Below are 20,893 nucleotides of genomic sequence, written 5' to 3' on the forward strand. Positions count from 1 at the left end.
CTTTCGCCAAGTGCGTCCCCACAGCCACAACCCTCTCGGACACGATCGAATGATGAAGAACTTCGAGCACGATTTCGTTTTGCCTCCCTTTCCAGGTTTTCCCTCCGCCAATCGTTTCGTCTCGGTCGGGCCGGTGTTGGAAACTTTCTCACGCGTTTCACGCAGCATCCTCGCTCGTGAAGCGATCTCGCTGGTGATCGGCCCACCCGGCACTGGCAAGTCGCTGGTGTGTGCCTTGTTGGCCAAAGAATTTGCCGCCACCCACGACGTCATCGCCCTCGGTGAAACACCGATCCCCGATGAAACTTCGTTCTATCGCTTTCTGCTCCATCGTCTCGGCGTGCCCTTGCAAGCCGGAAAGCGTGACGATTTCGAATGGATGATCCATGAACGATTGTGCGGAAACGATGCCAAGCCCAACGGCGCGGTGCTGATCATCGACGAAGCCGCCTCGCTGTCGGCCGATGTCCTGGAAGCGATTCGACGCCTGACCAATTTGATGCGCGACGGCCAACCCATGGTCAGTGCCGTCGTCGCCGGTGGGGTCAAACTCGATGAAACCCTGACCGCGCCGTCGCTGGAGCCGTTCGTCCAACGCGTCACCGCGCGCTGCTACCTGCACCCGTTGACCGCCGACGAAGCGAGGCAATACATCCGACAGTCCATCGAAGTCTGCGGCGCACCGTCCGATGAGACCATCGCCGACAAAGCCATCTCGGCGATCTACCACGCCACCCACGGCGTCCCCCGCTTGATCAACCAGTTGATGACCGAAGCCATTGACTGCGCGGCCGAACTTAACGAGACCTTGATCGGCGAACACACCGTCGATAAAGCGTGGGCCAGTCTGCAACAACTGCCCGGCCCGATGATCGACGAACCGCGGATCGAAATGGAAAGCTCGGTCGTCGAATTCGGCGAACTGAGCGATCCGATGCCGATCACCAAACCGGCACAAACCGCGAGCGAGGCGACCGACGCAATCGCCGACTGCGACCAGGAACAGGAGTGTGATTCCGAAGCGGTCGCCGAAGACGCCAAGGTCACGACCGACCCCGCCACGCTGTTCGGTGAATTCGACGACGAAGAAAACATCGAGATCGGGGTCGCCCAGGTCAAACCCAGGCCGATTGAGCCCGTCGGGACCGACCTCGAAGCGATGCTGCACTCGCAAATCGTCGGCCTCAGCCAATTCGTGTCCGAAAACACCGCCTCACGCTACACCGAATTCGACTCGTTGGCCGTGTTCGAAGAGCCGGGCTTTGAATCCGCCGCCGACGGCGATGCCGCCCAGAGCGTCAACAGCGGTGAATCGGCAAACAGTGAATCGACGCCAGAGCCGGCTGATGAAATGGCCCCCGAGGCGAATGGCGACTTCCCAAGTGTTGTCTGGTACGACGAACCGGCCGAAAACGACGCCGACCATTCCGCGGCCGGACAAGATGACACCGACCTGCTGTGGATCACCGAAGACATCGACGTGGATCGCAAGGTCATCAAACCGGCCTCGGCGGTCGCCTCACGCCGCGTCGATCCGCCGTCCGATCACGACGCCCCCAAGCTGAGCGTGGACTACCGCGAAATGTTGGAAAAGATGCGAAACCAGGCCTAGACGGCCGGTTTTCCACACCTCGCCACGGCCTGATTCGGTCGCCGCACAGTCAACCGGCCCAGCCAGCCCGCCGAGTCCGATCGCCAGACGACTTACTCAAAACGCGCCTTTTCCAAGGGCGCGTTTTCCTTTTTGCGCGATCGACGCGACACTCCGCCGGCTCCTCTCCCTTGCCATGCAATCGCAGTGGTTTTAATCTTCAATGAAGTAAACCACGCCGCAACTCCTCCCCATTGTCAATCGTCTTGGACGACTCCACCAACTCTCCATCGCTTTCCAACGACCTGCTGATCGCGGTTTGCACGTACCAGGAATCACAAAACATCCAGGCGATGCTGACCGGGTTGCGACGCGTCTTTCCCGACGCCAGCCTGCTGGTGGTCGATGACAACTCCCCCGACGGAACCGCCGATCTGGTTCGCGAAGCGCAGCAGACCGATCGCCGGATCGAATTGATCGTCCGCCGTGACAAGCGTGGATTGGGGTCCGCCATTGTCGATGCCATGAAATACGCCGTCGCCCAGGGCTATCGTTTCTTTGTCAATCTGGATGCCGACCAGAGCCACGACCCCGCACAGCTGCCCGATCTGGTCCGCGTCGCGCGAGCCGAACCGGAGGTCGCGGTGGTGATCGGTTCACGCTACGTTCCGGGCGGAAAGATCGTCGGCTGGCCGATCCGCCGCCGATTGATGAGCAAGCTGGTCAACCGATTTGCGACCGGCTTTCTGAAGTTGCCGGTCAAGGACTGTAGCGGGTCGATGCGGTGCTATCGAACCTCCGCCCTGGATGCCCTGGATCTGAATTCACTGCAGTGCACCGGCTATGCCGTGCTGGAAGAATTGCTGGTCAAGCTGCATCGCGACGGTCGGCGGATGGTCGAAGTCCCGATCACGTTCACCGAACGTGAACTGGGACACAGCAAATTGACCTTCAAGGAAGCCCTCCGCTCGGTCCGCTTCATGTTGCGGCTGGCGCTCACCCTCCGCCGCAACCCCAACGTCCCGTAGCGGAAGCCGCCAAGGCTTTCGGCCTCCCGTCACTGTCGGCGATCGTCCTCACCGTTCACAAGACAAAGAGACTGACCGTCTCGCCCTCGACCTGACAAACCAAACGGCATCGGTGGATGAGGCGTGAAACCTGAGCGTCGGTTGTCGAGCAGGGCGAGCGAAAGCCTTGGCGGCTTCCGCTACGAACGACCGGTCGACGCCTGAACGGCCGCTTACTCAAGGGGTTCGCTGGCTGAGCAAATTGTTGCTCGCGGAGAGCTTTTGCACGGCTTGTTGAAGCACCAGATCTTCGTGGTCCAACGTCACCTGTCCCTGGTCGTTGGGACGTGCGGCGATGTAGGGCGAGTCCACTTTGACGTCCGGCATCACACCGTTCTGGCTGATCGCGGTGCCTTTGGGCGAATAAAACTTGGCGGTCGTCAGGCACAGCCCGAACTTCGCCGTCTGCATCCGAAAAATCCCTTGAACACTGCCCTTTCCGTAACTTCGCTGGCCGATCAAGATCCCGCGACGACTGTCTGAAATCGCCCCCGCAAAAATCTCGCTCGCGCTGGCACTGTCGCTGTCAATCAACACTGCCAGCGGTACATCCCAGGTGTTGGGACGATGGGCGACGTAGTCAAAGTTCTCTCGCGAGTTGCGTCCCCGCGTCGTCACGATACGTCCGTTGCTCAAGAAACGGTCGGCCACCTCGACCGCGGCCGACAACAATCCGCCGGGGTTGCCGCGGACGTCCAACACCAGTGCACGCATGCCTTGGCGATGCAGACTCCACAGGGCACGCTCGACGTCGCGGGTGGTCGTCTTTTGAAAATTGGTCAGACGCAGGTAACCGATACGAGCGACCGGATCGACCAGGTGAACGTTCTCCACACACGGCACCTCGACACGACGCCGTTGAACTCTCAAATCGCGGCGTTCGCCCTGGCGATCGACCAACGAAATCGAAACGTAGGTGTGCTCGGGACCGCGTAACAAGTCGGCAGCGACTTCGGGATCGGCGACATGCGTCTCGGCCTGCTCGACACGAACGATCCGCTCGCCCGGTTTCAACCCCGCTTCCTCGGCCGGGCCGCCGGGGATCACCGACAAGATCTTCAGCGAGTTCTCATCCGTTTCCAATTCGATCCCCAGTCCGACAAAGTTGCCTTCGATGTTGGAGAACATGTCGTCCAGCTGATCGCCGGAAAGCAAACGCGTGTAGGGGTCAAGTGTCGAGATCGCACCGCTGACGTATTCCAGCACCACGGTGGCCGGATTGAGTCCGATGTCCTGCCGCGCCACTTCGGCCACGTACGCCACGGTGGCTCGCAGGTCGAAGCGGTTCGTCGACGGTCGGTCAGCGATCCGGCGATGAATCGTCTGTTGAAAGTCGTGCAACACCGCGGGGTCTTTCCCCGGCAACGCGTCTTGAACAAACCGCTCTTCGGTCAACGCGATTTCCAGCGCCGCGGTCCCGTGCAACAGGACCCGCGACCAATCGACCGTTTCGACGTAGTGCGTGTCCAGGTTTGCCAAGATCTCCGAGTACAAGTCCAACGCTTGGGACACGCTCATCGAATGGGCCGCGTCAACAAAACTCGTGTCGGCGTAGCGGCGGTTGACGTCATAGTGCAACCGACTGATCACCAAGCGTTGGTAGACGTGACGCGAATCGGGAAACTCACGCGACGCCTGCTCGTAATGTCGGACGGCTTCGATCCAACGCCGCTCCCGTTCCAACAACGCCCCCTCGTCGATCGAGCGGGCCAGGCTGTCCTGTTGCAGCGGCTCAGCAGCGGGGTCGACGGACAACGGTTGCTGTGCGGTTGCGGTCACGCTGACGGAAATCATCAGTGCGATCAGGCATAGCAATGTCATCGATGACGTCAACGTGCCGGCTGTGAGTGGTTGTCGACAGACCGGTCGCGACTGAAAAACCCGTGCAGTGATTGGCATACCGATTCGGCCCATGGGGTGCCTTCAGGAGGGGAGGGAAGGACGACGGACCGGCCGGGAAACGACAAGTCCGCCAAACGGCCGCGCAAGACACCCACAGCGGGCGGCCACGCGAATATAGGTCACAAAAGATGCCCGGTCAAAAAACCGTTTGATGGGTAACCCAGCCAAACCTTGCGATCGCTACGCTTTGACACGAAGCGTTCGGATTGAGCCGGCTGGTTCAGTTGCGACGAAAAGAAATCTTCCAATAGATCTCGATTTTCTCGCGGCCCACCATGCGTTCCCTACGCAGAAAGCAACTCAGTCGCTGCCATGGCCTCAGATTCCTTTGAGCCGCACTTCCGGCGGCAAACCAAAAATACGCACTGTCCAACCCGAAGTCAAAACCGCGGGTCGTCAGGTTTTGGTTTTGGTTTTGGTTTTGCATGTCCCCTCGGCATTTTCTTGTCACCCATTTTCTTGTCTCCCTCTTCCCCGCCATTTTTCTGCCCCCAATTTTTCTGTCCCCCGTCTTCCTGCCCTCCTGCCCTGCAACTCAAACATGGAGATTTCCGTACACCACGTCCCGCCGTCACAACCCGACGCGTTCACTTGAATCTCAAACTTTTACCAGCCACATCAGGGGCCCCAGAACGCAAAGCTTCCGATAGTGGTCTATGTCGCCAAGCGGCTATGCTTCCCCGTCGCTGACTCGGACGACACCTGCCTCGGCAGGCCTCATGAACACGGTTCGACCGCGAACCACTTCCCGCCCAACCACACCCCGTTTCATTCAGGAAAGGACTCCCAGTCATACGCGATCGCGATTCGGTCAGCATCCTTCGATCGAAGGATGACAAAGCATTAGGGATGGAACGTGTCTCTTCCAGACACGACTAGTGCTTGTGCCCCCACACCTGATCGCCACTCGCACGTCGCCAATGGAATTCCCAGATCCAGCACGGATGGAGTCCTTCTTAGGAAGGAGCAAGTCACGATGACCATATCTCGATCGATTCGAAAACGGCTTCGCCGTTACGCCCTGCTATGTCTTCTCACGGCGACCAGCGCAGGGATCGCCGAAACCTCAACGTCCTTGATGGCCGAAGACACGCACGATAGCGGCGACCTGTGCGGCTGGGTCGAAGACCTTTCACAAACCACATTCAGCAAAGCCGCTCTGGCGAATCGAAACGAGTCCGCTCAGCCGCCCGCCGCACCATTCCTCTCCGTCTCGGTCGACGACGAACTGGCGATCGACACCTGCAACTACGACACCTATCTGGCAAACCTCCTGACGGCGTCGCAAAGCAATTCGCAAGTCGCCGATCCATCCCACGAGCAAGCCGTGCAACAACCCGACGTCCCGCACGAACCCGACGCCAAACAGGACACCGTCGCTGCCACCAAGCCCTCCGCATCGCGGACCTCCAGCCAGTTCAACGCGACGCTCGCCACGATTGCCGCTGCCGCCTCGGCCGGCAACCCGATCCCGCTGACCCAGTGGACCGAACCCTTCGCCATGGTCGGTCCTGACGGAAGTCATACCCCGAAAGAAATCAAAGCCTTCCAAGCTTGGTTCGACAACAGCAAAGCCTTCGTCGCCGGGCTCGGAAACGGGGCCTTCAGCGAGTTTGTTCCCGTCGTCGACTTTGACGGCCAAGTGGCGGGAAAACCGGTTGATTCCGTTGCAGTTGGCGATCACGACGCAGACAGCCCCGCTCCCGTCGCCGATCCCTTGGTCGGCAGCTCCGCCGTCATCGCGACCATCGAAGAAGCGTATCAGCCCTACGACTTGGCCGCCGAGGACCTGCCCCCGTCCAACGAGCCCGCAGAGATCGACGCCGTCGCAGACGGGGACACCCCCGAGGGAAACAACCCCGAGCATCACGAACTCGTTTGGACGGACGGGCTATTCTCGCCTTCGCTGCAACCGTTCTGCATCCATTCGCTCGGATACATGCGAGAGCCCGGTTGGAGCCCGCTCGCCAAGAGTGCATGGCCGGCCGCCGAACGCGTCGCCGCCCTGCCGGCTGACAGCGTCAACATCCAGCCGCGCGAGGATTCAAACGCGGAAGAGAATACGGTTGCCAACTTGGGTGCCAGCGAGGAGCAAACCCAACCGCCCGTCCAGCCGAAGTCGATCCTCGTCAAAGACGCGCCCTTGGTCCCCCCGCCGATCGAGCCGATTGCAGCAGCGGAAGTGGCCGGCAAGGCGGAGCAATCACAGCCGTCAGCCGAGCCGGAGTTGATTGTCGCCCAGGAAGCCCCCGAGGTGACGCCCGCGGTCGAGCAGATCGCGGCAGAGGAAGTGGCCGACAAGGCGGAGCAACCACAGCCGTCAGCCGAGCCGGAGTTGATTGTCGCCCTGGAAGCCCCCGAGGTGACGCCCGCAGCCGAGCAGATCGCGGCAGAGGAAGTGGCCGACAAGGCGGAGCAACCACAGCCGCCGGCTGAGCCGGAGTTGGTCGTCGCCGAAGTCGCTCCCGTGGTGCCCCCGCCGGTCGAGCTGATGGTGGAAGATGAAGTGGAAGATGAAGTGATGGTTGAGGAAGCGTCCGGATTGGTCGGGTCTCCGGATTGCTTGTTGGAAGATTTGATCTGGCAGGTCAGCGTTGCGATGGAAGACGCAACCGTGACTGACCAATGGCTCCGACCAAACCGGGTCGGGAAACGGTTGGCATCGCTGGTGGTGGGCGGTGACCGAGTGGCATCGCGGGTCGCAAGCGAGCTGGCCCTGGTATGGCCGGTCAACGCCGGCCCCGCGAAACCGATCCCGGGGATTGGAGCTAAATTGTTGGCGCGAGCCGAGGCCGCAGAGCAGCTACCGGCGGAGGGTCAGGCGAAACCCTTCACGCCAGAGCAGCTCGCCCGGGCCGGCGCCACGTTGTGGCAGTGGGTCGACGTGGCCCAAGGTGTGTTTGATGATCTTTCCGATCGCCTGAACGACGTGACTGAGGTTGCCCGTAATCGAGGAACTCAGAACGATTCGAAACGGCGGTAACTGACAGACTTCAGAGACGCTTTCGGTAAACACGACGAATCAAGCCGGTCTTATCCATCCTGCCGGCAGGCACTTTGATTCGGACTCCAACTGCCGGATCCGCTCATTCTCACAGGTATCCCTCCTCCTGGCGAGAATGAGCGGATCTTTTTCCCTCCCCATCCTTCGCCCTTCACAGGAATTCGATCCAATGATCGCCGTCCTCCTCTCCTGCACTTTCAAGATGATCCTGGTCTATTCGAAATCGCGGATCCAATCCCGAAAGCACTAGACACCGACAATCGCCGCGACGAATCCCAAGGCGAGCAAGACGACCAGGATCACCACAAAGATCGTCACGATCACCGACGTGCGGTACTTGATGTGCGGGGTCCGGTGTCTCACATCCTGGTACTCTTCGGAAAACACCACCTTCCCTTTCTGGCTTTGCAGCAAGTACAGAATGTAGCCGTTGATCAGCGTTCCAAACGGGAACGCCAGCAGCCCGATGACCCCAAAAAACGTCGCCAAGCGCCGCGCCCCAATTCTGAAGCGGCGCAGTCCCAAACCGGTGTAAATCTGAATGAGGCCCAACCCGCCGTAGATCGAGGTCACCGCCACTCCCTCCATCACTCCCACCACGTTCCCGCCTTGGGCGAGGAGCTCGAAAACCACGAACCCCGCCATCATCAGGAACAGGCCGACCAACAACACGCCAGGAATCAGATACAACGTGCCGATCGATTGGATCGATGCTTCATGCGACAAAAAACGTCGCCGAAAGGCTTCGACGTCCGACTCCAGACCCTCGCTATCCGAAACGTGGGACGTCGGGGCATAAGGGTTCAGCGCAGCATCAGCGCCGGCGCTGGACACGACGGGCTGCCGCGCAAACGGATTCGGCTCGTCTTCCGGCACGGCAAACGGATCATTGGTCACAAGTGATACTCGGGGCAAGGCGTCATCGAAGGAGTCCTGCCCCATTGTAGAACATTTGTCACCAAATGGTCGCTTGGCAAGGGTCGTACGTGGTAGCGGAATTCGCCAAGAATTTCGGCTGCTCCCGCGTGGACTGCTGCGAGTCGAAAGCCTTGGCGGCTTCCGCTACGCGTTTAGGGACAAAGCCTAGTACTGTCGTGGCGCAGTGGATGCGTCGTCAAAGAACGGTTGCTCCCAGGGCGGTGTCGGACGCGTCGCTTGCTGGGGAAACAGACCGTCCTCCTCGGCTAGCTGGTCCTGACCACTTTCCAACAACTCGCGTCCCTTGGCGATCGCTTTGGAGGTATCCGCGCGGATCTCCTCCCGGTTAAACCGGATCGTCGTCTCGTTTTCATCGCGTTGGATCGTAAACCACCCCGCCATGAAGGCGCACACCGCCAACACACCCAGAATCACAAGCGTCCGAAACATCTTCAATCCTCCTTGGTTCGTATCACCGTGGCACGTCTGTCCGTGAGAGCGGAATGTTACGAAGACCCAGCGGCAGGGGGAAAGAGCATTCCGCACCGACAGTTTGCCCCCCGTCTACAAGAATCATCGCAACTCGCCATACAACCGTAGCTACCTTCGCCAGAAGGTGGTTCCATGCCGGTTTCGACGCTACGCTGCGCGCAGCTGCGTCAAACTGCAGCTTACCGATAACCTGTTTCGTCGGAGCGGACGACTCGCGGGTGTCGACACGCACCTCCATCATTCTGCCCCGAATCATTCTGCCATCCGTCCCATCGCTCTTAGCGATGGGACAGAAATCGGCGGCAAAGTCGCGTAGGATGATAGGCCTGAAGCTAAGAGAAATGCCTCGCCCGATTGGACGAAGCATCTCATCATCTTCTTACTCCCGAAATCTTCTTACCCGCTTTCCGCAACGGGCAAAACGTCGGACAACTACGCCGCTTTCTCTTCGGCGGCATTGAGTTTGTTGTACAGCGTTTTCACACTGACACCCAACTCCTCCGCCGCCGCCTTCTTGTCGCCGTTGTTGCGTTCGATCGCTCGCTCGATCGCGATCATTTCCATTTCACGGATCGTCATCGGCCCGGCGTCGCGGATTTCACTTCGCAATTGGCGGCGGCTGAAGTGCCGGGGCAGATGCTCGGCATCGATCGGCAACGCGTCACACAAAATCGCCGCGTGCTCGACGACGTTGGCCAATTCACGCACGTTTCCGGGCCACTTGTGGGCCAACAGTTCCGCGGTGGCCTGTGGCGTAAACAGCGCGTCATCGTCGCCGTCGTTGCGATGCCGACGCAGCAGATGAATCGCCAACGGCATGATGTCATCGCTCCGCTCCCGCAGCGGCGGCACATGGACTTCAAAAGTATTGATCCGGAACATCAGGTCTTCGCGAAACTGTTCTTCGCTGACCATCTTTTCCAGATCGCGGTGCGTGGCGCAAACCACGCGCACATCAACACGCTTGGATTGATTGCTGCCCAACCGGCGGATGTCGCCGGTCTCCAGCACACGCAATAGCTTGGCCTGCATCGTCAGCGGCAACTCACCGATCTCGTCCAGAAAGATCGTGCCTCCGTCGGCGACTTCGAACAGTCCCACGCGCGCATTGTCGGCACCGGTGAATGCGCCTTTCACGTGTCCGAACAACTCACTTTCGATCAGGTTTTCCGGCAACGCACCACAGTTGATCGAGACCATCGGCTCATCGGCGCGCAAACTCGCGCGATGCACCGCGCGGGCGACCAACTCCTTGCCGCACCCGGTTTCGCCTCGAATCAACACCGTGCTATCGGTCGGACCGACTTTCTCGATCACCTTGCGGACTTGCAGCATCGACTTGCCGTCGCCCACCAACTCCGAATCGCCTTCCGCTTGCCGGACACGATGCTCAAGCGCGGCCAGACGTCTGGACTGTGAAAGCCGATGATAGACTTCGCTCAACAGTGCTTTGATTTGTTTGAAACTGCACGGCTTGCTGATAAAGGCAAACACGTGGTTTTCGATCGCGGTCAACGCCGAATTCAAATCGGGTTTTCCGGTGATCACCACCGCTTCGATCGCGGGGCGGATTTTGCGTGCCCGGGCGATCACTTCGGCACCCTTGATGCCCGGCATGTCCAAGTCGACGATCAGGCAATCGAACGGCTCGCGTTCCAGTGCCGCCACCGCGGTTTCGCCGTCCGGGCAAACCACCACGCTGTGGCCGAGTTTTTCGAGCTGGGTCTTCATCAGCGTCTGCAGCGACGTTTCATCGTCGGCGTACAAGACGTGCATGGATTCACATTCAGGCGACTTTTTGGACATCGTTCCACTTGGTCGAGGAGTTCAATTCATCGTGTTGGCCCAAATCCCGAGACGTGAAGAATGCGGAATCGGAAGCCGTCTCTTTCTTGGCGGGCTCAGCCGGAAGTCGCAAGATCATTTTTGACCCACAGCCCTCGCCGTCACTTTGCGGCGTCAACGATCCGTGATGCAGGGAAACGATCCGATAGCTAATGCTTAATCCCAACCCGGTCCCGGTGTCGTCGCGGCGGCGAGTGAAAAACGGCTCAAACAGATGATCCATCACCTCCTGGTCCATCCCGCAGCCGTCGTCTTGCACTTCGACCACCGCTTCCTTGATCCCGCTGAACGGATCGGTTTCCCAGCGCACATAGACGTCGACTTTTCCATCGGTGTCCACCGACTCCAACGCGTTGGAAACCAGGTTCAACACGACCTGCTGGATTTCCTGTGAATTGCAGTACGCCGTGACGCCCTCGTCGGCGTGCGTCTGAATCGTCTTGCAGCGGTACTCGCCGACCTTGCCCACCATCGACACCACGCGTGAGACGAGTTCGCCGAGGTCTTCCTGGTCGCGACTGCGGTCACTCAGCCGGCTGAAATTCAGCAGCCGCTCGGTAATCCCCTTGCAGCGAAACGCCTCCGATTGAATCAAGCCCAGATTGGTCTGCAACTCTTGCAGGAAATCTTGGTCGAAACGTTCCTTTTCCTCTGCCGGCAATTCTTCCAACGTCTCCTCGAGTGCCTCGGCGCCCCAGGCGATCGCGCCGAGAGGATTGTTGATTTCATGAGCCACACCGGCGGCCAGAAAGCCGACGCTGGCAAGCTGTTCGTTTTGAATCACTTCTCTCGTTCGATCGCGAACCTCTTGCTCGGCTCGCTGCTTCGCCGACATCTCATTGGCGACGGCCCGGTTGAAGCGGTCGGTGATGTCGTTGACCGTGTCGGCCATCAACCCGATCTCGTCGTTCGTCCCCAACAGGATTTTGTGCTGGTGATGCCCGCTGGCAATCAACTGGGACCCGCGAAACAGGGTCCGGAACGGCACGACGATCAAGGTCCAAAACTGCCACGCGATAAAGATGATCAGAAATGCCGACAGCGCGGTGTAGACCCGAAATCCGTTGCGATTGGCCCGCTGCTCGGAGTGGACGCTATCGCGAAATTCTTTCATGTTGGTTTGGATTTCGCCGAAGTAGGAACTGGTCTGGGCGACCAGGCGGTCGATCCCCTCCCTGATTTCAGCGTGCTGAGATTCGCTCGAGGAAAACGATCCGTTGAGCAATTTTCGCGTGGACCATTTGTCGTTCACCTCGGTGAGTAACGCATCGATTTTTCGCAGACTGTCCCCCTGCCGGCCTCGATCCAGCAACAACCGCGATTCGGCATGGTCACCACCACGTGCCAAGACCGTCGACATGTAGGGGTCCAAGTGTCGACGAAAGGCCATCAAACGCGAATGGATGTTGCCTTCTTCCCAGCTGAGCGCCGACTCATCAATCCCCTCGAACCCGATCATCTGGTTAGATGCGATCCGGTCCTTCAGCTTGTCGAAATTCACATAGGACTGGCTCAACAACACCGCCAACTGATTGAGCTCGTGGGCATGCTCGATTTCATCGGCCAGCTGACTGATCTCGGCCGCCAAATAGCGGTCACGCGTCAGTTGCGACCAGCTGTTAAAAACCAGCAGACCGATCACGAATGCCAGCCCCGATAGGCCGGCGACCATCTTGGTACGGATTTTCCACTTTCGCATCGCTGCCGGTGCCTTCCCTTGCACGAACCAGAGCCAACTGTCCACCGTGAAACTCGGCTGTCATCGACAATACGGCCGGCACCGCCAAGCGGCAAGACCAACCCAGAGTAATTCACCCCGATGGCAAGAACCGATCCACCGGGAAGGAGTATTCTGAAAGCCACACATGGGCTCCTCCGCCGGACGCAGTGATTCATTACCGATTCATTACCAGGGCTCCCTTCTCCCCGGCTTTGCGGGGGAGAAGGGCCGGGGATGAGGGGGCCGCAACACGATCGGCCCAAAAGTTGCGCCAAGAATAGCCTGCAAACCGAGGTAGCTTAAACCGACGTGTCCAGCATTCGCCCCAACTCCCGCCAACCATTTGCAATCGGATCGGTTCCCGCCGACACTCAATCGAGACGCCTCGCCGTTCGCACGATCTCCGCTCGCCACTGCCCCAGCGAACCTTTTGGACGCTCCACGCGTCCTCTCCCGCATGAAGATTTACCTTGCTTTTTACTTGACCAGTAAGGATACTTCTCCTGTCGGGTCGCGCTAACGCGGTGCGACGGACTACTTCCGAACGCTTCCGGCACCACTCTTGTTGGCGCAAGGGTCGGAGGCGTCAAACCATGTTTTTAAAGGAGGTGATCAAGTGGATTATTGCTGTACTAGCCAACGGGGAAGCAACCCGTAGACCAAGTCGGCGGGCTGACGCATATGGGTCAGCTTCCCCACTCGAGATCATCTTTTGATCGCGAGATACAGACCCGTTCGTCGAGATTTTACCTTGGTCTCGGCGATCGGGTTTTTTTGTGCGCCTCTGGCGGTTCCGTGCAGGGCGAGAAAGAAAAGCCCCCGCCCGTATGCAGCAGGGTCAAGCGGGTTTGGGATGAAACTCTCCTGCCAGGGAGGGTCGAGCGTAGCGAGGGGAGGGTTCCGGCGATCAATGATTCATCATTGCCCGCAACCTCGCTGCCGCCTCGCTTTAACATCGCGTCGGTAACAATGATCAACCAATCAAAGCAAGCCTTCGGGCACGAGTTAGAGGATCTGATACTTTACTTTGCGGTATCGACCTGATTGTACACGCCCCCCGAAGAGGTCGCCGCCGCTGTCATCGATCACCCGCCGGGAGCCGCGATCGCGATCCCCTCGGTCTCTGGACGTGTCACACGACCGTGACAACGCCTGACATTGCCGACAGGGTGCCGGGCCGATACACTGCCGGCTCACCGATTGAGCCGCGATTTCAGTGGATCCGCCGCTCACCGTCCGCACGTCCTGCCGCGGCACGTCCACTGAACGGCTCAACCAAGCCCCCAAACCCGCGCCCATAGCTCAGCTGGATAGAGCATCGGACTTCTAAGGCTTTCGGGTGAACCGCGAAAAAATCAGTTTTCACCGTGTTTTACGCGGTAAATCGAGATTCTCTAACCAGCGGCAAGCAGTCAAAAACAGCGGTTTTCAGCCCTTGCGGGTATACCGGGTATACCGAAAAAAACGGCAGCCAGGATCGCTCCCAACCGTTCACATTGATGGTCTCGGCGTTAGGCACTGGTCTTAAAAATGAGGCAGGTTCGTGGAAACACGCTAATCGCTGTGTTGTTTTTAGTAAAAAGTTTGTCTCATTTGGCGGCGAACCCTTCTGCCCCGCAAAATCACTAGTCAGGTATGAACAAAAAACAGAATTCGCCGGCGACTGTGACAATCCAGGATCTCGAAGATTTCGCAACGTCGTCTTCTGACTTCGCGTTCGAAATGCAGGTCAGGAAGCTAATGCAAGTCAGACAAAAATTTCCGCGGCATGGAGGAACGTACCGCGACCCCCACACCGACCTTCCACGTCAATTTGACTTACAGTCCGAACATGTCGTGTCCAATGACTTCCATTGGTCGCGTTTTCTTCATGCCGTCGAATGCAAGAACCTGACTGAATGCGGACCAATTTTGATCTCTCGTTCAAAATGCACGCGGCAAGAGTCTGGGCATTGGTTTTTGCATACAAAATTTCCCAAATCACCACAATGGACTCGCGGGCCTGAACGTCAATACTGCCTCGCTTCCGATGAGCATCTGTTTACGGCCAAGTTTGGAGGCTTGTACTCTCGCTACCGCGAGGGGGAGATGGTCGGAAAGTCGATTGACCACATTGTAAATAGTGGCAGCAGGATCAAAGGAGGAGACAAAGACATTTACAGTAGGTGGTCGCAGGCAGTGGCATCCGCAACATCACTGATTGATGTTGCAAGAGAGGTGTTGCCCCTCAACAAACAGGCGTTCATGCGAACTGCGATCGTACCCGTTTTGGTTGTTCCCAACGACCGACTATTCGTGGTTGACTACGACGAAGAAGGCAGAAAAACGGGGCCTGTTCGCGCGGTCAGCTGGACGCCTTTCTACATTGACTATCACCCGCCAAATCTCCCAAAGAGCATCGAAAACTTCCGTTTCAGTTTCCTTGAAATCATCACAGTAGACGGTCTGGCGGAAGTGATGCATGCCCTGAATACGGGAGCATTTCCAGGCTTCGACGTTCTTTTAGACAGTGAAGTTTGCGACGACGAAATGAGGCTGCAATGTGAGAACTGGTGACGCCACACGCAGTTCTTTGGACCATCTTGGGTGACACGTCCAGCGTCCCAGCGGCAAAATCATTCGGTCAATTCCAGAACGGACGCCCGGCACTGCGGGCAATCCTCAAATCATGAGTGCCGGCAATTGCCGGCGGTCGCGGTCAATTAGCCCGCCATCGCTTCCAATTGCTCCGGCCAGATCCGCTCGGGCACGATCGCCCAATTCCGCCACGTCGGGCCGTCTGCAATCTCGCTGTGCCGCTCCCGTTCGTCGGGGCTGATCTCGGGCGACGATTGGAGCAAAGCGACTAGGACGCTCACGACGGCGTTCTCCCGCTGGGTGCTCGCCTGGACCCGGTAGCCCGATGATGTCTTGGTGATTTTCATTGATTCGCCTTTTGATCGATTTTGTATTGCATGCGATACATCAGAAAACCGGCAGCCGGCCGCATCGCGGCAACGATGCGACCAGACCGCCAGCGGGTGCCACTGTTCGCAGCAGCGGCGATTTCATCACGCCAGCACGGCGCCACGGTCCATTGCCAACCAGACCATCAGATCCCGGCATCCGGCGATAACGTCGCGCACCGATGCCTCTGGGGCCGTCAGGCTTCGCAGACGGGTCAGCGTCGGCTTGTCGATCGCTTTCCGGTTGAACAGCTTTAGCGGGATCTCAGCGGCCTCGGGGCAGGTGTGGGGCTTTCCGCTGGTTCGTGCCCATGACAAGCGGAGTAAACTTGCCAGCAACGCTTGGGCCAGTGGGCGGGCATCGATCGGTTGCAGGCTTTCGAGCACCCCGACAACGGCGTCAAGGTGCTGCAATCGATCCATCAGCGTCATGGGTGCCAGCGTCGGAGCGGTCGCCGCTTTGGCTTCCTGATAGCGTTGTTGACGTTGCAGTCGCAGGGCGGTCAGGGAATGAAGTTGGGTAGTCATGTTTCGGCCTTTGAATGTTTTGGATTTGTTTGGGACAAGATGCCGGCGGAGTGCTCAGCCGGCGACAGCAAGACGTCGCCGTTGACGTCGGGCATGACGTACCGCTCGAGTGCGGAAACGCTCTAAGATCCGGTCGGCCGGCTCCATCCCGCCGGTAGCCGCTGTGCCGGCGATGAAGTAGCCACGCTGGCCACGTTGCTCGATCACTCCCGCGGTCACAAGTTCATCAAGGTGCCGATCAATCGCCGGTTCATGCCAAGACACGTTGGCGAGTAGGTCTTGCTTCGTCGTTCCCGGTCGCATGGCGATGGTGTCGACAATCCGCCGGCATCGTCGTCGGTCGTCGTCACTCGGGGCGTGACGCTTCGCCAGGATTGCTTTGCATCGATCGGCAATCTGTTGTGGCGTCGGATCGGTGAACGGGACGCCAATGTTGATCTCGACAGGGGGCAGATACCGAGAGGGGCTTTCGCGGGCGATGACGGCCACGTCTGATTCACGGATCACGGGATAGCGAAAGCCGGGAACGGTGTGGCGGGTGATGACGCCACGGTCGGCCAACTTGCGGACGTGATCGGCATGAACGCCAGCACGACGGGCAGCCTCGGACATAGAAACGAAAGTCATAATTGACTCTCCTTGCGGACAAGTGATGTCCGCGCACGACGACGCCTCAGATCCTGGTTCAAACCGGGCTATCACCCCCGGTCGGGTCCGTCGCTATCTGGCCTGTGCCAGGTCATAGCTTGGGAGTGCTCCCCCAAAATCTGAGGCGTCGTCATTTCTCAATTGTTTTCAGAAAGGTGATAGTTTTGCTTCGTCGCCGCTGCCATTCACAAGACAGGGCCAAGTCGAATCGGTTTGAAGTCCGATCCAACAGCACCGAAAAGCCTACCCCAACCCCCGCGTCAATGTCAACATTGAATCGACTTTCCCCGCTCCGGCGGTAGAATCGGTCATCACCATGCCAGCAACATCAGGGGCACCGCTATGCGTTCCATCGTCACGTTTTTCGCCATCGCCGTCATCGGGTGCAGCCCGTCAGATCCACCGCCAACGTCCACAGCTACGGCGTCGGTGTCCGTGGAACAAACGGTCGGGAATGTGGCGGTCCAATCGCAGTCCCGCGGCAGCGTCCAGGTTTCCGCCGGTTCGGCCGATGTGTCGATCGATGTCGACGGTGTGACCATCCGCAAGTTCTCCGGCCGCGTCGTCGGCGTGACCGATGGCGATACGCTCGACGTCCTACGCAGCGACAACAGCACGGTCAGGGTGCGATTCAACGGCGTCGACGCCCCAGAACGCGGGCAGCCGTTCGGAGACAACGCCAAACGCTATGTGTCGGATACGTTCCACCGCTCGCCAGACGTGACGATCATCGACTTGGGCCAGGATCGCTACGGTCGGACGATCGGCGAAGTGATCGCCGGCGGTCGTCGCCTCGGTGTCGATCTTGTCGCCGCGGGGCTTGCTTGGCATTACGTCAAGTATTCGCCCGACGATACTGAACTGGCCGACGCGGAACGGACAGCACGGGAAGCGAAACGGGGCTTGTGGTCCGATCCCCGGCACGTCGCCCCGTGGGAGTGGCGGAAACTGTCCAAGGATGAACGGGATCAGTTGCGTTAACTGCCCCCGCAATTCAGCCACGCCGGAACATCACACGCATCGTCATCGATCCGCCCCGCCAGTTCGAACACCGCGTCAGCTTCCGATTCGTTGCCTGTGGCGGTCACTTTGAGACGTTGCCAACGCACTTGGCTCCGGCGCGTACACACTCGCTCGCCGGCTTGCATCCGTCGCGTTATCGCGGCGATCTCTCGCGGTGTCGGCAGAAACTCAATCGCAGCGCTGCACCCATCATAGTAAAGTGCCGGCGGTAATCCGATGATTGAACACGCCTCGGCAACATCGACGCCACGTGCGACCAGTGCGGCTACTTCGCCTTGCATCTCCGCCATCGTCACCGATGGGATGCGATGCTTTAGCCGTATGCGTTCCCTCTGTAGCCAGTCCATGTCCCAACTGTACCGCCGACAGGTCGATGCGGGAAGCATCAAACGGCAACCGTGTCGTCCTGGTCCTCGATCGTAGACCACAACGCCGCCAGTGCCCGCATGTCACGCTGTAGAACGCGAAGCGTCTCAATAACCTCGCCGGTCTTGATGATGAATCGCACCCGCTCGGGGCTCATCGGGTACTGCATCGCGTCTTTACGTTGCTGGATGTGGCCTTCAATGATCCTGCCGTACAGGTCGGCGTTTTGTTCCAGTAACTCCGCTCGGGTCTTGTCATCATCCATCACGCTAACCTCGCTGCAATCGGATCTCGGGTGTTTCGGACGATCTCACCGATACCGGTGGCGATGTCCGAGAGTGCTTTGTCGCCCTTGGCATCGCGCGGCGTCTTGGCCCCTGGGTCGCCGGATGCCCCAAACTGGAACAGCGATTGACCGGCAAACGCATCGGCGATGCCGCGCGACATTGAGCCAGCAAGATCCCCGATCATCGCCCCGCCACTCTGGACAGTGCCGAGCGGATCGTCTGCAAACTTCTGCACGCCATCGACGGTTGCCGCCCCCAGATCCGAAAGCCCGAAACCGGGACCGCCACCGCCCTTTTGCTTGATGCTGGCATCGATCGATTGCAGTAGGCCGACTTGCTTTTCAGATGCCTTGGCCGTTCGGTCCATGGGTCCGCTCGATCCCATGCCGAGCAACAGTGAACCCATCGCCGAGAACGTTGCTGGGCCGCCGGTCGTGTCCCCGGCCGATGATGTGCCGCCAAGTGCCGCAGCAGCCCTCCCGCTGGCGTCGGTGGCGTTCTTGGTCGCCTCGGTCGCGACCATCTTTTTCAATCCGTCCAGCAGTGACCCCACCCCCTCGCCGGCATCTCGCAACATGCCCTTGCCGATCTCCTTGCTGGCCTGGGTGTTGACGTTGGCACGCATCGCGTCAAGTCGCTGTTGACGGTCGGATAGTTCCTTCGCTCCGGCTCGGGTGTTCGCTTCGCGGTCGCCCTGCCCCTTGGTCTCAAGTTGCTTCCCGAAATCGATGATGCCAGCGATGCGGGCCTCCATCGCTTTTTTAGCGCCGCCAAAATTCGATTCAAACGCGCTGCCTTGTTCGCCAATCGTCGCGACACCCGATAGCTCGCCAACTTTCTTTGTGATCGTATTGAACACCGCGTCATAGTATTTTTGATATCCTTCCAGCAGCGATCCCAGAAACTCGCCCAACGATTGAAACATCACACCGACTTGCTCGGTCACTCCGGCGGACACGTTGACGATGAATGTTGAAACGCGGGTCCATGCGTCCCTGATCTCCGATGTCAGGTCCAGCCAAGTCAACTCCATCGCGTTGACTGCCAGATCCCAAGCCGCGGCATAATCGCCGGCTTCGATCGCAGCCTTGATGCCTTCGACACTCAGGCCGACCGATTCAACCAATGCCTCAAAGCGGCCAGACAGCCAGTCAATGGCTTTACCGCCCATCTCCGTCTGCGTCAGAATCACATAACCCAAACCACCGATACCGGCCGTGACGAGTGCGACAGGCGACGTCAGCAAGCCTACGGTGGTCGCCAGTCCGCCGACCGCCATACTCGCCACGCTTGCCGCTGTTCCCGCCGCAAGCAGTCCGCCACCGATGCCGACCAGTGCGGCAGATCCGGCAGCCAAGGAGATAACAAGGCCCTGATTCTGGTCGATGAACTGGGAGACAGCCGACAGGCCGGTGGTCGCCTGATCGGTGAACCTTTGGAGCGGTTCCTCCAATGCATCACCGATCGCCAATTGCACGCCATCAGCGGCCGACATGATCTTTCGGAAACTGCCCCCGATGCCGGCGTCCATTTCCTTTGCCGCTTTGCTCGCCGCACCGCCGGCACCTTGCAATGCCGACAACAGATTCTTAGTCTCCGCCGCGGCGTTGCCGATCGCACTGGCCCCGGTGATGCCCAACAGGCCGAAAGCCTCGTTGAACTTGGCCGACCGTGCTGCTGTTCCCAACCCGTTGGTCGCTTGGGCCACTTCGGCCAACGTATCGACCAGTGGGCGAGCGTTCCCGGCTGCATCGACGAACGACACGCCAAAGATGCCTTTCAATTTCTCCGCTTCGGCACCGGTCAGGGTGAGCAATCGCCGCAGTGCGGTGCCCGCGTTGCTGCCCTGGATGCCAACGTTGCCGAGCGTCCCTAAGATCGCCGCTGTTTCTTCGATCGACATACCAAAGTCAGCAGCAACCGTGCCGGCGTAGCTCAGCGATTCCGAGAGGGTTTCGACGCTGTTGAATGACTTGTTCGCTGCAACGGTCAGCACGTCGGCCACACGGGTAGCATCGTTCGCCCCAAGCCCGAACTGTCTGATCGATGCCGCCATGGTCGACGCGGCCATCGAAGCATCGGTGCCCGTCGCTCTGGCCAAGTCGAGCACCGCCCCGGTCATCGAATCGATTTGCGTAGGATTGAAACCAGCCCGCCCCAGTTCGGTCATCAGGTTGGCCACGTCGATGGCGGCAAACGATGTGGTCGCCCCCAAGTTCTTGGCCGTGTCGGTTAGCTTGGCCAAGTCGCTTTGGCTCGCCTGGGCGACAGCTCCGACAGCACGCATCGCGTCGTCAAAATCGGCAAAGCTCTTTACGGCGATTGCCATGGGTGCTGCCGTCGCCGCACCGATCCCAGCGGCAATGCGGCCGAACCCCTGCATCTTCCCGCCAAGACGATCTAGGTCGCGCTGCACCATGCGGGCACCGCGTTTCAGGCCGGATGCGTCCAGGCCAATAATCACACTTCCGCGACCGGCGATAACACTTCGAAAACTCATAGCTCAATCCGTTTGTGATGAACCCGGCAGCGGGCAAACGTCCCACGACAAAACGTG

General features: G+C 59.2%; 16 protein-coding genes. 5 read left to right on the forward strand and 11 right to left on the reverse strand.

Translation table 11 applies throughout. The features are described 5' to 3' along the window. The first annotated feature begins 49 nt into the window (after positions 1–49). Both Mal15_RS18250 and Mal15_RS18255 read left to right on the forward strand, forming a co-directional pair. Positions 50–1,612 (forward strand): ExeA family protein, encoded by a 1,563-nt coding sequence (locus Mal15_RS18250; RefSeq protein ID WP_147869088.1) that lies wholly within the window; start codon positions 50–52, stop codon positions 1,610–1,612. Positions 1,613–1,857: 245 nt separating this feature from the next. Then, complete coding sequence (locus tag Mal15_RS18255; protein ID WP_147869089.1) at positions 1,858–2,619, forward strand: polyprenol monophosphomannose synthase; 762 nt, start codon at positions 1,858–1,860, stop codon at positions 2,617–2,619. Positions 2,620–2,835: 216 nt separating this feature from the next. Here the strand turns inward: Mal15_RS18255 and Mal15_RS18260 are convergent, their stop codons facing one another. Then, positions 2,836–4,479 (reverse strand): S41 family peptidase, encoded by a 1,644-nt coding sequence (locus tag Mal15_RS18260; RefSeq protein WP_233902869.1) that lies wholly within the window; start codon positions 4,477–4,479, stop codon positions 2,836–2,838. Positions 4,480–5,536: 1,057 nt separating this feature from the next. Between Mal15_RS18260 and Mal15_RS18265 the strand changes: the two genes are divergently transcribed. Beyond that, entirely contained in the window at positions 5,537–7,543 is a 2,007-nt protein-coding gene (locus Mal15_RS18265; protein ID WP_147869091.1) for a hypothetical protein, read from the forward strand. A 267-nt stretch (positions 7,544–7,810) separates the two neighbouring features. Here the strand turns inward: Mal15_RS18265 and Mal15_RS18270 are convergent, their stop codons facing one another. From Mal15_RS18270 to Mal15_RS18285, 4 genes are all read right to left on the reverse strand, one after another. Then, the gene (locus tag Mal15_RS18270) at positions 7,811–8,461 is read right to left on the reverse strand and encodes a hypothetical protein (RefSeq protein ID WP_147869092.1); all 651 of its coding nucleotides are present in this window, start codon (positions 8,459–8,461) and stop codon (positions 7,811–7,813) included. Positions 8,462–8,647: 186 nt separating this feature from the next. Then, positions 8,648–8,932, reverse strand: coding sequence for a hypothetical protein (locus tag Mal15_RS18275; protein WP_147869093.1), 285 nt, complete (start codon positions 8,930–8,932; stop codon positions 8,648–8,650). Positions 8,933–9,406: 474 nt separating this feature from the next. Next, complete coding sequence (locus Mal15_RS18280) at positions 9,407–10,750, reverse strand: sigma-54-dependent transcriptional regulator (protein WP_147872160.1); 1,344 nt, start codon at positions 10,748–10,750, stop codon at positions 9,407–9,409. A gap of 10 nt (positions 10,751–10,760) precedes the next feature. Continuing rightward, complete coding sequence (locus Mal15_RS18285; protein WP_147869094.1) at positions 10,761–12,518, reverse strand: sensor histidine kinase; 1,758 nt, start codon at positions 12,516–12,518, stop codon at positions 10,761–10,763. A gap of 1,656 nt (positions 12,519–14,174) precedes the next feature. Here Mal15_RS18285 and Mal15_RS18290 point away from each other — a divergent pair. After that, positions 14,175–15,095 (forward strand): hypothetical protein, encoded by a 921-nt coding sequence (locus tag Mal15_RS18290; protein WP_147869095.1) that lies wholly within the window; start codon positions 14,175–14,177, stop codon positions 15,093–15,095. 146 nt (positions 15,096–15,241) lie between these two features. On the opposite strand, the gene Mal15_RS18295 is transcribed toward Mal15_RS18290, so the two are convergent. The 3 genes from Mal15_RS18295 to Mal15_RS18305 all read right to left on the reverse strand — a co-directional run bounded on the left by Mal15_RS18295 (position 15,242) and on the right by Mal15_RS18305 (position 16,639). Beyond that, a complete protein-coding gene (locus Mal15_RS18295) occupies positions 15,242–15,463 on the reverse strand; it encodes a hypothetical protein (protein ID WP_147869096.1) in 222 nt (73 codons plus the stop codon). 126 nt (positions 15,464–15,589) lie between these two features. Then, complete coding sequence (locus tag Mal15_RS18300) at positions 15,590–16,012, reverse strand: hypothetical protein (RefSeq protein WP_147869097.1); 423 nt, start codon at positions 16,010–16,012, stop codon at positions 15,590–15,592. Positions 16,013–16,066: 54 nt separating this feature from the next. Then, a complete protein-coding gene (locus tag Mal15_RS18305) occupies positions 16,067–16,639 on the reverse strand; it encodes a hypothetical protein (protein ID WP_147869098.1) in 573 nt (190 codons plus the stop codon). 363 nt (positions 16,640–17,002) lie between these two features. Between Mal15_RS18305 and Mal15_RS18310 the strand changes: the two genes are divergently transcribed. Next, the gene (locus tag Mal15_RS18310; RefSeq protein WP_147869099.1) at positions 17,003–17,641 is read left to right on the forward strand and encodes a thermonuclease family protein; all 639 of its coding nucleotides are present in this window, start codon (positions 17,003–17,005) and stop codon (positions 17,639–17,641) included. Here Mal15_RS18310 and Mal15_RS18315 read toward each other — a convergent pair. The 3 genes from Mal15_RS18315 to Mal15_RS18325 are packed head-to-tail and all read right to left on the reverse strand — an operon-like array spanning position 17,638 to position 20,836. Beyond that, positions 17,638–18,069 (reverse strand): hypothetical protein, encoded by a 432-nt coding sequence (locus tag Mal15_RS18315; protein ID WP_167546900.1) that lies wholly within the window; start codon positions 18,067–18,069, stop codon positions 17,638–17,640. The genes Mal15_RS18310 and Mal15_RS18315 overlap by 4 nt on opposite strands. After that, positions 18,069–18,314: a hypothetical protein gene (locus Mal15_RS18320; protein ID WP_147869101.1), complete on the reverse strand. Its 246-nt coding sequence runs from the start codon at positions 18,312–18,314 to the stop codon at positions 18,069–18,071. The genes Mal15_RS18315 and Mal15_RS18320 overlap by 1 nt, the downstream gene beginning before the upstream one ends. After that, positions 18,314–20,836, reverse strand: a complete 2,523-nt coding sequence (locus Mal15_RS18325; protein WP_147869102.1) for a phage tail tape measure protein — start codon at positions 20,834–20,836, stop codon at positions 18,314–18,316. Before Mal15_RS18325 ends, Mal15_RS18320 begins: the two co-directional genes overlap by 1 nt. Between the last annotated feature and the right edge of the window lie 57 nt (positions 20,837–20,893).

The organism is Stieleria maiorica (assembly GCF_008035925.1).
Lineage (GTDB): Bacteria > Planctomycetota > Planctomycetia > Pirellulales > Pirellulaceae > Stieleria > Stieleria maiorica.

Coding starts and splice junctions, on each gene's coding strand:
- Mal15_RS18250 (WP_147869088.1), top strand. CDS start 50: ATGATGAAGAACTTCGAGCACGATTTCGTTTTGCCTCCCTTTCCAGGT.
- Mal15_RS18260 (WP_233902869.1), bottom strand. CDS start 4,479: ATGACATTGCTATGCCTGATCGCACTGATGATTTCCGTCAGCGTGACC.
- Mal15_RS18265 (WP_147869091.1), top strand. CDS start 5,537: ATGACCATATCTCGATCGATTCGAAAACGGCTTCGCCGTTACGCCCTG.
- Mal15_RS18275 (WP_147869093.1), bottom strand. CDS start 8,932: ATGTTTCGGACGCTTGTGATTCTGGGTGTGTTGGCGGTGTGCGCCTTC.
- Mal15_RS18280 (WP_147872160.1), bottom strand. CDS start 10,750: ATGCACGTCTTGTACGCCGACGATGAAACGTCGCTGCAGACGCTGATG.
- Mal15_RS18285 (WP_147869094.1), bottom strand. CDS start 12,518: ATGCGAAAGTGGAAAATCCGTACCAAGATGGTCGCCGGCCTATCGGGG.
- Mal15_RS18290 (WP_147869095.1), top strand. CDS start 14,175: ATGAACAAAAAACAGAATTCGCCGGCGACTGTGACAATCCAGGATCTC.
- Mal15_RS18295 (WP_147869096.1), bottom strand. CDS start 15,463: ATGAAAATCACCAAGACATCATCGGGCTACCGGGTCCAGGCGAGCACC.
- Mal15_RS18300 (WP_147869097.1), bottom strand. CDS start 16,012: ATGACTACCCAACTTCATTCCCTGACCGCCCTGCGACTGCAACGTCAA.
- Mal15_RS18305 (WP_147869098.1), bottom strand. CDS start 16,639: ATGACTTTCGTTTCTATGTCCGAGGCTGCCCGTCGTGCTGGCGTTCAT.
- Mal15_RS18310 (WP_147869099.1), top strand. CDS start 17,003: ATGCGTTCCATCGTCACGTTTTTCGCCATCGCCGTCATCGGGTGCAGC.
- Mal15_RS18315 (WP_167546900.1), bottom strand. CDS start 18,069: ATGCTTCCCGCATCGACCTGTCGGCGGTACAGTTGGGACATGGACTGG.
- Mal15_RS18320 (WP_147869101.1), bottom strand. CDS start 18,314: ATGGATGATGACAAGACCCGAGCGGAGTTACTGGAACAAAACGCCGAC.
- Mal15_RS18325 (WP_147869102.1), bottom strand. CDS start 20,836: ATGAGTTTTCGAAGTGTTATCGCCGGTCGCGGAAGTGTGATTATTGGC.